Source organism: Prevotella sp. P5-108, from assembly GCF_002251385.1.
Taxonomy (GTDB): domain Bacteria; phylum Bacteroidota; class Bacteroidia; order Bacteroidales; family Bacteroidaceae; genus Prevotella.
Genome location: NZ_NPJJ01000018.1, coordinates 187,658 through 200,836 on the forward strand (window position 1 = coordinate 187,658; position 13,179 = coordinate 200,836).

The window sequence follows — 13,179 nt, forward strand, 5'->3', positions numbered from 1 at the left end:
CCCTATACAAAATCCATCAGATGACGCAAAGGCCCTCTTTACCTTCGACCGAAGGTAAGGGGGGCTGATTTTTTTGCCCATCAAGGTTGGGGGAGTTGAGCTACCCTTTTGCTCGCATGGGTCTACCTTTCTGTTCGCACCGAGCGTGCCTTGATAGAGCAAGAACTACCCTTTGCGCGCACCGATGGTCACCCCAACAGCATGGAAATTCCCATTTGCTCGCACCGAGGGTGCCTTGATAGAGCATAGAGCTACCCTTTTGCTCGCACCGAGGGCGTCTTGGCTGGCTCGTAACATACGATACGTGAGCTCGTGCCTTATGGTACGCAGCCTCGTGACATAAGAAACGTGGTCACGTGACTTCCGTTACGAGCCGCCCGATGCCCTCTCTCCGCTTGCCTGGCGTCTCTCCGGCTGCAGCAGCTGCTCTGCCTACACGCTGAGCGTCACTCCCGCTTTGCGGGTCGACCTTCTCCGCTTGCCTGAGCATCTCTCCGGCTTTGCCGACCGACCCTTTCCTACACGCCGGGCGTCACTCCCACCCCACCCCGCCCGTTGCGGGCGCGCGTATATATAATAAGGTGTTGTCCGGCGAGGCATCCAGACGCGACAAGCCCCTGCATGCCGTGTCGGATGGATGCAGGGGCTTGTCTTATGTCTTGTTGCTTGAGTCTACAGTAGCTCTACCGGCGCTCTGCGGTCGCCACGATGCGCGCCACGATGGTTTCGGGCTCTATCTGCTTCATGCAGGGATAGTTGCCGTGTATGCAGGGCTTGTTGCCGTAGATGCTGCACGGACGGCAGTCCATGTCGAACTGCACGGCGTTGTCCTCGCTCTGCCTCCAGCCCATGAAGCCGGCGTAGGGATGGGTGGCGCCCCAAACGCTCACCACGGGGGTGGCTACGAGCGAAGCCAGGTGCATGTTGGCAGAGTCCATCGAAACCATCACATCGAGCATGCTCATCAGCGCGAGCTCCTGGCGGAGTCCCTTGACCACGGCCGATGCCACGGTGCAGCCGGGGGTCTGCTCGGCGATGTGGTTGAGCTGTTCGGTCTCCGTCTTTCCGCCTCCGAAGAGGAATATGCGGTAGTCGGGGTGCTGCTCGGTGAGCAGGGCGACCACCTGCTTCATCTGTCCCAGTGGATATACCTTGCCCTGATGGGCTGCAAAGGGCGCTATGCCTATCCAGCGCTGGTTCTCGGGCTTGTCGCCTACCCTCTCAGAACGGTCTGCCGCCGGCGCTTTGCCGTCGGGATAGATGGAGGTGAAGTCGGGCTTGATGGGATAGCCCAACTCGGCGAGCACATCGGCGTAGTTCTGGAACGACGTGGGCTGCTGCACGCGCTGTTTCCCCTCCTGCTGAGTGAGCAGACGCTTGCCGCGGCGGTGCTTGTCTATATGCGCCACGTGGAAACGCCCCATGCAGAAGCGCAGACGCAGATACTTGGTGCGCAAGACGTCGTGGAAATCGGCGACAGCGGTGAAGTGCTTGGCTACAAGTCGGCGGTAGAGGCTATTGAGGCCATGCAGATTGTGCAGCTCTTCGGTCGAGGCTTCCATGAACCCGACATTGGGCGCGAGGTCGTCAAAGAAGGCGCGCGCGAAAGGTCGGCTCAGCACCGTGATGTGGGTGTGAGGGTACTGGGTGGCGAGCGAATAGACTATAGGCACGGTCATCGCCACGTCGCCCATCGCTGAGAGACGTATGATGAGTATGTGGTCGGTCTTCACTTCTTGCCGTAGAGTATCGGATTGGTTGATGGGTCGTTGTACATCTTCATCTGGCGATATACCTTCATATACTTGCGGCCGGCGGCGATGTCGTCGAGCAGCTGGTTGATGGCAGTGCCGAGGTCTACCTGCTGCTCGAGCAGCACGTTGAGCTTGGCCTGACACTTGGCGCGGTGCTCGGCGTCGGCGTCGGTACGCTCGGCCTGCTCGCGCATATGGTATATCTTGAGGGCGAGGATGCTCAGACGGTCGATGGCCCATGCGGGGCTCTCGGTGTTGATGGTAGCGTCGGGGGCTATGGTCACGTCGGAGTACTGCTGACGGAAATAAGAGTCAATCTGCTCTACCAGGTCCGTGCGGTCCTGGTTGCTGCGGTCAATGCGGCGCTTCAGCTGCAGGGCTTCCATCGGGTCAATGTGGGGGTCACGGATAATGTCTTCCAGATGCCACTGTACTGTGTCTATCCAGCACTTCAGATAGAGCCGGTTGTCGATAGACTCGCGGTCGTAAGGGTTATTAATGGGTGTATCTACATCGTTCTTAATGTGGTAATCACTAATCGCTTGATTGAAGATGTGATTGCACTGCTCAGTAAATGATGCCATGTTTTTAGTTGTTTATATTATTATACTTGTATCGTTGTTTAGGGGCGTAAACCTTAATTTTGCAAAGATAATGTAAAATGAAGACAGCGCCAAGCAAAACCCCGACTTTTTATATTTTTCCCCCGTTTTTGCCCAAGCCCCCACCTCAATGCTGGCGTCCATCACGCCATAAGTATCGCTATATATGCTTTATGTGTCAATGGATATCTGCCGTCTGTCCACCCATGATGCGCTGCCCGACAGCCCATCTACTATGTCCGTCTGCCTTTATATTCTATCCATGCACCTATATATTATTTCCACAGCCATATATATTCTATCCATGCACCTATATATTATTTCCATAGCCATATATATTTCATCCATGCACCTATATATTATATATAAGGTGTAAAAGTCTGCCGCCCAGGGTAAGGCCGGTTGGGGTAGGGGTGCTTCCGCCACACGCGAAGGCCTTAAATATTGGTTATAAAGGGCTATGGCTTGGTCGTGAAGATGAAAGTTGCCGTTTTGGAACTTGTCTGCGCTCTTCTGGCGGTCATCTCCCCGCGTTTTTAACAAATTCATTTTGTCCGATTTGTGTCATCAAAAGGTGGTTAATTATCAAAAGAATAGCCATTTTATTGCACAAACATAGGGGTAGTGTGCATGCGAATGTCGTTTTTATACGAAAAAATTTGCCAGAATGATAAAAAATGTGTTCCTTTGCAGCCAGAATTTTTAATAATACGTATTTTTAACAATTTAAATTTTACAATTATGTCAGAAATTGAAAGCAAAGTTAAAGAGATTATCGTTGACAAACTCGGTGTTGAGGAAGAGAATGTAACTCCAGAAGCAAGCTTCACCAACGACCTGGGTGCCGACTCTCTGGATACCGTTGAGTTGATTATGGAATTTGAAAAGGAGTTCGGTATCAATATCCCCGACGACAAGGCTGAGACCATCCAGACTGTAGGCGACGCCATCAAGTACATCGAGGAGAACGCAAAATAAATGGAGCTTAAGAGAGTAGTAGTAACAGGTCTTGGTGCCGTTACCCCATTGGGCAACACCCCCGAAGAGACATGGGCTGCCATGGTCGAGGGTAAAAGCGGCGCCGCACCTATTACACAGTTTGACGCGTCTCTGTTCAAAACCCAGTTTGCTTGCGAGGTAAAGAACCTTAACGTCAATGATTGGATTGACCGCAAGGAGGCCCGCAAGCTCGACCGTTACACCCAGCTGGCACTTATCGCCGCCATGCAGGGTGTAAAGGACTGTGGTCTTGACCTTGAGACTGCCAACAAGAACCGCATCGGAGTAGTATTTGGTGTGGGTATCGGTGGTATCAAGACTTTTGAAGAAGAGGTGACTTACTATGGTAAGCACCCTGAGAATGGACCTAAGTTCAATCCTTTCTTCATCCCCAAGATGATAGCCGATATCGCATCAGGACATATCTCTATCCACTTCGGTTTCCACGGTCCCAACTACACCACAACATCAGCGTGCGCTTCTTCGACCAATGCGTTGGCTGATGCGTTCAACCTTATCCGTCTGGGTAAGGCCGATATGATAGTAAGCGGCGGCGCCGAGAGCGCCATCTGCGCTTGCGGTGTAGGCGGTTTCAACGCCATGAAGGCGCTGTCAACCCGCAACGACGACCCTGAGCACGCTTCGCGTCCGTTCAGCGCCAGCCGTGATGGATTTGTGATGGGCGAGGGCGCCGGCTGTCTCATACTCGAGGAGCTGGAGCATGCCAAGGCCCGTGGTGCCAAGATATATGCTGAGATGGTAGGCGAGGGCGAAAGCGCCGACGCATATCATATCACCGCATCGCACCCCGAGGGACTGGGCGCCAAGCTCGTTATGGAAGCCGCTCTTGAAGATGCGGGTCTGAAGCCCGAGGATATCGACTACATCAATGTACACGGTACATCGACCCACGTGGGAGATATCTCTGAAGCCAAAGCCATCAAGGAAGTGTTCGGCGATGCAGCCTTCAAGCTCAACATCTCATCGACCAAGTCGATGACGGGTCACTTGCTGGGTGCTGCCGGTGCTGTAGAGGCTATGGCATGTGTACTGAGTGTCATGAACGACATCGTGCCTCCTACCATCAATCACGAGGAGGGCGACGAAGATCCTGAACTCGATTATTCGCTGAACTTTACGTTCAACAAGGCACAGAAGCGTGAGGTACGTGCTGCTCTGAGCAATACGTTCGGATTTGGCGGCCACAACGCTTGTGTTATCTTCAAGAAATATGCTGAATAATTTAATTGACCGAATAAAGCTCTCTTTCCGCAAGGACAAGGAGCTTTATTCGTCTTTATACGCCATTCTCGGCTTTTATCCCCGCCACATCGACAACTACAAGATGGCGCTCATGCACAAGAGCATCATGCACCGCAACAGCAAGGGCAAGCCCGTCAACAACGAGCGGCTCGAGTTTCTCGGCGATGCCATTCTCGATGCCATTGTGGGCGACATCGTGTACCATCATTTCCCCGGCAAGCGCGAGGGATTTCTTACCAATACCCGTTCCAAACTCGTTCAGCGTGACACCCTCAACAAGCTGTCGCAAGAAATGGGCATCGATCAGCTCATCCTCTCCAACGGTCATAGTGCCTCGCACAACAGCTATCTGGGCGGCAACGCTTTTGAAGCACTCGTCGGTGCCATCTATCTCGACAAGGGTTACAAGGGATGTATGGACTTCATGCAACAGCGTATCCTCGGCAAGATGATTAACATCGACAAGCTGGCTTATAAAGAGGTGAACTTCAAGAGCAAGCTCCTCGAATGGAGTCAGAAGAACAGGGTCAACGTGAGTTTCGAACTGCTCAGCCAGAAGGTTGACAGCAACGGCAGTCCTATGTTTGACTACCGCGTGGTTATCGAGGGCGTCAACGGATGCAACGGCCAGGGCTACAGCAAGAAGGAGAGCCAGCAGCTCGCCTCCAAGCTCACGCTCGAGAAGCTGCGCCGTGAGCCTCAGTTTATCGACCAAATCTTCGCGGCCAAGACCAATCGCACCAAGATGGAAGAGGAGCCTGTAGAGACTGTGCCCGACACCGCCGAGAAGCAGGATTTCATCATCACCGTCGAGTCGGCCCCCGCCGAGCCTCGTCAGCGAAAGTCCAGGAAGCCAACCGTTTCCAAGGAGCAGCCCGTCAAGGAAGCTGCCGATGACTCCGACGAGTTTGACTTGAGCGACATCTCTGCGCGAGCCATGAGCCGCGAGGAGATAATAGCCGCCGCCGAAGCCGAAGCCTTCGGAGGAGAGTAGGGGAGTGCCCGCTCCACTTCTGCCATCAGTCACAGGGTGGAAAACGATTACTTATGGGGGAGAGTTGATTACCATAAGGTTGAAATCAATTACTCACGAAGGGATGCTAATCTCCATGATGCAGTAGTCTGCCATCCCGAGGCAGTAGCCTGTCATCCTGATGCTGTAGATTGACATCTCGATGCAGTATCCGATTGCCAGAAAAAGGATGGCAGCCACCCCCAGGCAGAAGCCAATGACAATAGCCCCAGGACAGACGATAATCGTCGCTGTCCTGGGGCTATTGGCGTAGATGGAGGTGACTCCCACGCCCAAAGTCCCTCATAAAAATGTAGCAATAGCCATAAAAGTCCCTCATAAAAGTGTGGCGGTATGCGCAAAAGTCCCTCATAAAAGTGTGGTGATGCGCTCCAAAGTCCCTCATAAAAGTGCGAGCAGCCCATAGACTATCCAGTCTCTCTTCATGATACTCACGGCACTTGTCCTGTTCACTTCCCCACGTTTATTTTATATTAAAAATGGTAAATAATTGTGCTATGTGAAAGAAATCGGTTAACTTTGTATGATTAATTGGCAATTACATACACATGAGTTTAACCCGTATAGCAAGCATGGCTTTTTTGCCGCGACAGAAGAGTCTTGAGAAGCATTTTACCACTCCTGACGAGCTGCAGGAACGTGTACTCAGATATCTTATCTCCAAGGGAAAGAATACCGAATATGGCGCCAGCCATCACTTCGATGAGATAAGAACTTATACAGATTTTGCCGCCAATATTCCCGTCAATACTTACGAAGAGCTGAAAGGCGATATAGACCGTATGCGTCATGGTGAGAAGAACGTGCTGTGGCCCGGTACCGTCAAGTGGTACGCCAAGTCATCCGGAACCACCAACGACAAGAGCAAGTTCATCCCCGTCTCTGCCGACGGACTCAAGAACGTCCATTATCAGGGCGGCACCGACGTCGTGGCCATGTATCTCCAGAACAACCCCAACTCCCGCCTCTTCGACGGCAAGGGCCTGATACTCGGAGGCAGCCACTCACCCAACTACAATCTCAGCGGATCGCTCGTGGGCGACCTCTCCGCCATACTGATTGAGAATATCAATCCTCTGGTCAACCTCGTGCGAGTGCCCCAGAAGAAGACGGCGCTGCTGTCCGACTTCGAGGTGAAGCGCGACCTCATCGCCCGCGAGACGATGCACAAGAATGTCACCAACCTTTCGGGCGTGCCCAGCTGGATGATGTCTGTGCTGGTGCGCGTGCTCGAGCTTACCGGCAAGCAGCACATCAACGAAGTATGGCCCAACCTTGAGGTCTTTTTCCATGGCGGCATAGCCTTTACCCCTTACCGCAAGCAGTACGAGCAGATTATCACATCGCCCGGCATGCACTATATGGAGACTTACAACGCCAGTGAGGGATTTTTTGGCATCCAGAACGACCCCTCCGACCCATCGATGCTGCTCATGCTCGACTACGGCGTCTATTACGAGTTTATCCCCATGGACGAGTTTGGCACCGACCGCCCCACCGTCCTGCCATTGAGTGGGGTAGAGGTAGGCCGCAACTACGCCATGCTTATCTCCACCTCCTGCGGACTGTGGCGTTACCTCATCGGCGATACCGTCCAGTTCACCTCCACACGCCCTTACAAGTTTGTCATCACCGGCCGCACCAAGTATTTCATCAATGCCTTCGGCGAGGAGCTTATCATGGACAATGCCGAGAAGGGCCTCCAGTATGCCTGCGAGCAGACTGGCGCCCAGGTGAGCGAGTATACCGCCGCCCCAGTCTATATGGACGCCCGTGCCAAGTGCCGCCACCAGTGGCTCATCGAGTTCAGCCGTCAGCCCGACAGCCTCGACCATTTCGCCCATGCCCTCGACGAGCGTCTGCAGCAGCTCAACAGCGACTATGAGGCCAAGCGCTTCCACGACATCACCCTCCAGCATCTCGAGGTCATCGAGGCGCGCCAGGGACTCTTCAACGACTGGCTCAAGGCCAAAGGCAAGCTGGGCGGACAGCACAAGGTGCCCCGTCTGAGCAACAGCCGCAAAAATCTCGACGAACTGCTTCAACTTAACGGTAACAACAAGTCAAACGACAATGATAAATAAGAGGTTTACGCCTGTCAGCCGCTGCGCCTTTGCCGCGGTTGTCGCCATAGTGCTTCTGACGGTCATGGCGGCGTGTGCCCGCATGGGCCAGCCCGACGGCGGATGGTACGACGAGACCCCGCCCCGCATACTCTCTGCCAGCCCCGCAGACAAGTCGGTCAATGTCAGCAGCAAGAAGATATACATCAACTTCGACGAGTATATCCAGATAGAGAACGCACAGGAGAAGGTCATCGTGTCGCCGCCCCAGATGGAGCAGCCCGACATCAAGAGCCAGGGCAAGCGCATCATGGTACAGCTCCGCGACACGCTCCAGCCCAATGTCACCTACACCGTAGACTTCTCTGATGCCATCACCGACATTACCGAGAACAATCCTCTGGGCAACTACACCTACAGCTTCTCCACCGGCGAGGCCATCGACACCATGGAGGTCGCTGGCTATGTGGTCGATGCCCAGAACCTCGAGCCCGTCAAGGGCATCCTCGTGGGCCTCTATGCCAACCTGGCCGACAGCGCCTTCACCACGCTGCCTATGGCGCGCGTGGCCCGCACCGACGCCACCGGACGCTTTGTCGTCAAGGGTGTAGCCCCCGGCAGCTACCGTGTCTACGCCCTCGAAGACGCCGACGGCAACTTCCTTTACAACCAGAAGAGCGAGAAGATGGCCTTCGACACCGCAGTTGTGGTGCCCACCTTCAAGCAGGACATCCGCCAGGATACCATCTGGCGCGACTCGCTCCACATCGACTCCATCATCCAGGTCGGCTACACCCATTTCCTCCCCGACGACCTGGTGCTCCGGGCCTTCACCACCACCCTTACCGACCGCTATCTGGTCAAGACCGACCGTACCCAGGCCGACCGTTTCACCCTCTTCTTCAGCTACGGCGACAGCCTGCTGCCCCGCGTGCGTGGCCTCAATTTCGACGCTACCCACTCGCTCATAACCGAGGCCAGCGAGCGCCGCGACACCGTCACCTACTGGCTACGCGACACCGCTCTCGTCAATCAGGACACCCTGCGCATGGAGCTCCAGTACCAGATGACCGACACCACCGGCGTGCTCACCCTCCAGACCGATACCCTCGAGCTGCTCGCCAAGACCCCCTATGCCCAGCGCATCAAGGACAAGCAGAAGAAGCGCGACGACTGGCAGAAGGTGCAGGACAAGGCCAAGAAGCGGGGCAAGCCCTATCTCGAGGTGATGCCCCCCGAGGCCCTCGAGGTCAAGTATGAAAGCGTATCGCAGACCGACCCCGACCGCAATATCCGCTTCACCCTCGCCGCGCCTGTAGCCCGCATCGATACCAGCCTCATCCATCTCTACGCCAAGGTCGACACCGCCTGGTATCAGTCGCGCTTCATGCTCAGAGAGGTTCAGGGCGAGCCCCGTACCTACGAGATAGTGGGCGAGTGGCGCCCCGACCGCGAGTACAGCCTCGAGGTCGACAGCATCGCCTTCACCGACATCTACGGGCGTGTCTCCACGTCCAAGAAGATAGGCTTCAAGGTCCATTCGCTCGACGACTACGGCTCGCTCTTCGTCAACATCGCAGGCATGGAGGGCCGCAGCGTCATCTGTCAGCTCCTCAATATGCAGGACGCCCCGGTCAAGGAGGTCACCACCACCACCGGCACCGCCGAGTTCTTCTATGTCAAGCCCGATACCTACTATCTGCGCATGATAGTCGATGCCAACGCCAACGGGCGCTGGGACACCGGCGACTACGCCACCCTCCAGCAGCCCGACGAGGTCTACTACTATCCCGAAGAGATAGTCTGCAAGGCCAAGTGGGACATCACCCAAGCCTGGAACCCCACTGCGCGCGAGCTCTACCGCCAGAAGCCCGCCAAGCTCATCAAGCAGCGCAGCGAGACCCGCCGCAAGACTGTAGGCCGCAATGCCCAGCGTGCCAAGAATATGGGCATACCCTATAATCCCAATATGTGATAACAATATGAAAAAGTATAGAATCCTTATGGCATCACTGATGATGGTCATGGCTGTAGCAGCCCATGCCCAGTGTGCCTTCCACAACGACGCCTTCAAGTCGGGTGAGTTCCTCACCTACAACCTCTACTACAACTGGCAGTTTGTATGGGTCAAGGCCGGCAACGCCTCGATGTCTACCGTCCAGAGCCGCTACAACGGCCACCCCGCCTATCGTGCCAGCCTCACTACGCGTGGCAACAACCGTGTCGACCAGATGTTTGTGCTCCGCGACACGCTTCTCTGCTACAGTTCGCTCGACATGGAGCCCCTCTACTTCCGCAAGGGAGCCCGCGAGGGCAAGCGCTACGGCGTAGATGAGGTCTTCTACTCCTACCACGACGGCAAGGTCAAGCTGCGCCAGCACCAGCTCACCAGCAGTGGCGAGCACCTATGGGCCCACCGCACCGTCTCCCACTGTGTCTACGATATGCTCAATATCTTCCTGCGTGCCCGCTCGTTCAATCCCGAGGGCTGGAAGTCTGGCCACGAGATAGATTTCCCCATTGCCGACGGCAAGAACATCAGCCCCGCGCGTCTGCGCTATTCGGGCAAGGTCAAAATCAAGGCCGACAATGGTATCAAATACCGCTGTCTCAAGCTCTCTTACCTCGAGAAGGAAGACGGCAAGTACAAGCGCATCGTAGACTTCTATGTTTCCGATGACAAGAACCACATCCCCGTGCGCCTCGACATGTTTCTCAAGTTCGGTGCAGCCAAGGCGTTCCTCGTGAGCATGAAGGGACTGCGCAATCCGGTCACCTCAGTCGTAAGATAACCGCTATGGCAAAAGACGACAAGGGGCTCACCCCGATGATGAAGCAGTTCTTCTCCCTCAAGGCCAAGCACCCTGAGGCGCTGATGCTCTTCCGCTGCGGCGACTTCTACGAGACCTACTGCGAAGACGCCGTCACCGCCTCGCGCATACTGGGCATCACCCTCACGCGCCGCAACAACGGCGGCCAGGCAGGCAGCATGGAGATGGCAGGCTTCCCCCATCATGCCCTTGATACCTATCTGCCCAAACTCATCCGAGCCGGCAAGCGCGTGGCCATCTGCGACCAGCTCGAAGACCCCAAGAAGAAGCGTGAACAGCTCAAGGGAAAGAAGGGACTCACCGAGATGGACAAGATGGTGAAGCGTGGCATCACTGAGCTCGTCACCCCAGGTGTGGCGATGGGCGACAACGTGCTCAACTATCGCGAAAACAACTTCCTGGCTGCAGTCCACTTCGGCAAGACATCATGTGGAGTCAGCTTTCTCGATATCTCTACCGGCGAGTTCCTTACCGGCGAGGGCAATTATGACTATGTAGAGAAACTCTTGGGCAACTTCCAGCCCAAGGAGGTGCTCTACGACCGCGCCCGCAAGACCGACTTCGAGACGCGGTTTGGCAACCGCTACTGCGTCTTCGAGCTCGACGACTGGGTGTTTACCGAGCAGACTGCCCGGCAGAAGCTCCTGGGCCATTTTGCCACCAAGTCGCTCAAGGGATTTGGCGTAGACCATCTCCACAACGGCGTCATAGCCGCCGGAGCCATCATGCAGTATCTCGAGATTACCCAGCACACCCATATCGGCCACATCACCTCTCTGGCCCGCCTCGAGGAAGAGAAGTATGTGCGCCTCGACGGCTTCACCATACGCTCGCTCGAACTGCTCCAGCCCATGCAGGAAGACGGGCGTTCGCTGCTCGATGTCATCGACCGCACCGTCACCCCTATGGGCAGCCGCATGCTGCGACGCTGGCTGGTCTTCCCGCTCCGCAATATCGACCCCATACGCAAGCGGCTCGACATGGTCGACTGCTTCTTCCGTTCCCCCGACTTCCGCATGCTGGTCAATGACCAGCTCCATCGCATAGGCGACCTCGAGCGCATCGTCTCCAAGGTGGCAGTGGGCCGCGTATCGCCCCGCGAGGTGGTCCAGCTCAAGCACGCCCTCGTGGCGATCGAGCCCATCAAGGACGCCTGCTCCCACTCCGACAATGTCACCCTGCAGCGCATCGGCGAGCAGCTCAATCTCTGCGAGAGCCTGCGACAGCGCATAGAGAGCGAGATACAGCCCGACCCGCCACAGCTCGTGGCCAAGGGCGACGTGATAGCCACTGGCTACAGCGCCGAGCTCGACGACCTGCGCAACATATCGCACAACGGCAAGGAGTATCTCATGCAGATTCAGGAGCGCGAGATTGAGCAGACGGGCATCACCTCGCTCAAGGTGGGCTACAACAATGTGTTCGGCTACTACCTCGAGGTGCGCAACACCTTCAAGGACCGCGTGCCTGCCGAGTGGGTGCGCAAGCAGACGCTGGCACAGGCTGAGCGCTACATTACCCAGGAGCTCAAGGAGTACGAAGAGAAGATTCTGGGCGCCGACGAGAAGATTCTCGCCCTCGAGCAGCAGCTCTTCGCCGAGCTCATCTCGGCCATGCAGGAGTTCATCCCCCAGATACAGATCAACGCCAACCTCATCGCCCAGCTCGACTGCCTCATGGGCTTTGCCAAGGTGGCCGAAGACAATCACTACGTGCGCCCGGTGGTCGACGACAGCCTGGAGCTCGACATACGCCAGGGCCGACACCCCGTGATAGAGCAGCAACTGCCCGTGGGCGAGCGCTTCGTGCCCAACGATATCTATCTCGACGACGACAAGCAGCAGATAATCATCATCACCGGACCCAATATGGCCGGAAAAAGCGCTCTGCTGCGTCAAACCGCCCTCATAGTACTGTTGGCCCAGGTGGGATGCTACGTGCCCGCAGAGAGCGCGAAAATAGGCTTGGTGGACAAAATTTTCACCCGAGTGGGTGCGTCAGACAATATTTCGCTCGGCGAGTCCACTTTTATGGTCGAAATGACCGAGGCTGCCAACATACTCAACAATGTCACCGAGCGCTCGCTGGTGCTCTTCGACGAACTGGGGCGTGGCACCTCTACCTACGACGGCATCAGCATAGCCTGGGCCATCGTCGAGTACCTCAACCAGAATGCCAAGGGACGCCCACGCACGCTCTTTGCCACCCACTATCATGAGCTCAACGAGATGGAGCGCCAGCTCCCCGCCATACGCAACTACAATGTGAGCGTCAAGGAGGTCGGCGACAAGGTTATCTTCCTGCGCAAGCTCGTGCCCGGTGGCAGCGAGCACTCCTTCGGTATCCATGTGGCAGAGATAGCCGGCATGCCCAAGAGCATCGTGCGCCGCGCCAAGGTTATCCTCAAGCAGCTCGAAGCCGACGGGGCAAGCGTGGGCAACGCCGATGCCGCCGCCATCAAGCACATAGGCGATGACCGCGAGGGCATGCAGCTCAGCTTCTTCCAGCTCGACGACCCGGTGCTCTCGCAAATCCGCGACGAGATACTGGGGCTCGACATCAACAACCTTACGCCCGTCGAGGCGCTCAACAAGCTCAACGAAATCAAGAAGATACTCAAGGGCAAGTAGATTT

Annotated in this window: 11 protein-coding genes; 7 read left to right on the plus strand and 4 right to left on the minus strand. The window is 56.0% G+C overall.

Going from position 1 to position 13,179, the window contains the following annotated elements; all coding sequences use genetic code 11:
- Nucleotides 1-683: 683 nt before the first annotated feature.
- From CIK95_RS03060 to CIK95_RS03070, 3 genes are all read right to left on the minus strand, one after another.
- Nucleotides 684-1,733 (minus strand): glycosyltransferase family 9 protein, encoded by a 1,050-nt coding sequence (locus CIK95_RS03060; RefSeq protein ID WP_094466215.1) that lies wholly within the window; start codon nucleotides 1,731-1,733, stop codon nucleotides 684-686.
- Nucleotides 1,730-2,338: a DUF4254 domain-containing protein gene (locus CIK95_RS03065; RefSeq protein ID WP_022310953.1), complete on the minus strand. Its 609-nt coding sequence runs from the start codon at nucleotides 2,336-2,338 to the stop codon at nucleotides 1,730-1,732. The genes CIK95_RS03060 and CIK95_RS03065 overlap by 4 nt, the downstream gene beginning before the upstream one ends.
- A gap of 267 nt (nucleotides 2,339-2,605) precedes the next feature.
- Complete coding sequence (locus tag CIK95_RS03070) at nucleotides 2,606-2,905, minus strand: hypothetical protein (RefSeq protein ID WP_094466216.1); 300 nt, start codon at nucleotides 2,903-2,905, stop codon at nucleotides 2,606-2,608.
- Nucleotides 2,906-3,097: 192 nt separating this feature from the next.
- Between CIK95_RS03070 and CIK95_RS03075 the strand changes: the two genes are divergently transcribed.
- Genes CIK95_RS03075 through rnc form a run of 3 tightly spaced genes read left to right on the plus strand, consistent with a single transcriptional unit; the run spans nucleotide 3,098 to nucleotide 5,612 of the window.
- Entirely contained in the window at nucleotides 3,098-3,334 is a 237-nt protein-coding gene (locus tag CIK95_RS03075; protein ID WP_022310954.1) for an acyl carrier protein, read from the plus strand.
- Nucleotides 3,335-4,597, plus strand: a complete 1,263-nt coding sequence (fabF, locus tag CIK95_RS03080; protein ID WP_022310955.1) for a beta-ketoacyl-ACP synthase II — start codon at nucleotides 3,335-3,337, stop codon at nucleotides 4,595-4,597. It begins immediately after the preceding gene.
- Entirely contained in the window at nucleotides 4,587-5,612 is a 1,026-nt protein-coding gene (rnc, locus tag CIK95_RS03085) for a ribonuclease III (RefSeq protein ID WP_094466217.1), read from the plus strand. Before fabF ends, rnc begins: the two co-directional genes overlap by 11 nt.
- Nucleotides 5,613-5,705: 93 nt before the next feature.
- Here the strand turns inward: rnc and CIK95_RS03090 are convergent, their stop codons facing one another.
- The gene (locus CIK95_RS03090) at nucleotides 5,706-5,927 is read right to left on the minus strand and encodes a hypothetical protein (protein WP_094466218.1); all 222 of its coding nucleotides are present in this window, start codon (nucleotides 5,925-5,927) and stop codon (nucleotides 5,706-5,708) included.
- Nucleotides 5,928-6,199: 272 nt separating this feature from the next.
- Between CIK95_RS03090 and CIK95_RS03095 the strand changes: the two genes are divergently transcribed.
- From CIK95_RS03095 to mutS, 4 genes are read left to right on the plus strand one after another with little or no spacing between them, the layout of a single operon-like run.
- Entirely contained in the window at nucleotides 6,200-7,735 is a 1,536-nt protein-coding gene (locus CIK95_RS03095; protein ID WP_094466219.1) for a GH3 auxin-responsive promoter family protein, read from the plus strand.
- Nucleotides 7,725-9,689 (plus strand): Ig-like domain-containing protein, encoded by a 1,965-nt coding sequence (locus CIK95_RS03100; RefSeq protein ID WP_094466220.1) that lies wholly within the window; start codon nucleotides 7,725-7,727, stop codon nucleotides 9,687-9,689. The genes CIK95_RS03095 and CIK95_RS03100 overlap by 11 nt, the downstream gene beginning before the upstream one ends.
- 7 nt (nucleotides 9,690-9,696) lie before the next feature.
- Nucleotides 9,697-10,506, plus strand: coding sequence for a DUF3108 domain-containing protein (locus CIK95_RS03105; RefSeq protein WP_094466221.1), 810 nt, complete (start codon nucleotides 9,697-9,699; stop codon nucleotides 10,504-10,506).
- 5 nt (nucleotides 10,507-10,511) lie between these two features.
- Nucleotides 10,512-13,175: a DNA mismatch repair protein MutS gene (gene mutS, locus CIK95_RS03110; RefSeq protein WP_022310960.1), complete on the plus strand. Its 2,664-nt coding sequence runs from the start codon at nucleotides 10,512-10,514 to the stop codon at nucleotides 13,173-13,175.
- Nucleotides 13,176-13,179: the final 4 nt, after the last annotated feature.

Bases quoted from the DNA above. Each gene is read 5' to 3' on its own strand.
- fabF (WP_022310955.1), top strand. From the start codon at position 3,335: ATGGAGCTTAAGAGAGTAGTAGTAACAGGTCTTGGTGCCGTTACCCCA.
- rnc (WP_094466217.1), top strand. From the start codon at position 4,587: ATGCTGAATAATTTAATTGACCGAATAAAGCTCTCTTTCCGCAAGGAC.
- CIK95_RS03095 (WP_094466219.1), top strand. From the start codon at position 6,200: ATGAGTTTAACCCGTATAGCAAGCATGGCTTTTTTGCCGCGACAGAAG.
- CIK95_RS03070 (WP_094466216.1), bottom strand. From the start codon at position 2,905: ATGAATTTGTTAAAAACGCGGGGAGATGACCGCCAGAAGAGCGCAGAC.
- CIK95_RS03100 (WP_094466220.1), top strand. From the start codon at position 7,725: ATGATAAATAAGAGGTTTACGCCTGTCAGCCGCTGCGCCTTTGCCGCG.
- CIK95_RS03065 (WP_022310953.1), bottom strand. From the start codon at position 2,338: ATGGCATCATTTACTGAGCAGTGCAATCACATCTTCAATCAAGCGATT.
- mutS (WP_022310960.1), top strand. From the start codon at position 10,512: ATGGCAAAAGACGACAAGGGGCTCACCCCGATGATGAAGCAGTTCTTC.
- CIK95_RS03075 (WP_022310954.1), top strand. From the start codon at position 3,098: ATGTCAGAAATTGAAAGCAAAGTTAAAGAGATTATCGTTGACAAACTC.
- CIK95_RS03105 (WP_094466221.1), top strand. From the start codon at position 9,697: ATGAAAAAGTATAGAATCCTTATGGCATCACTGATGATGGTCATGGCT.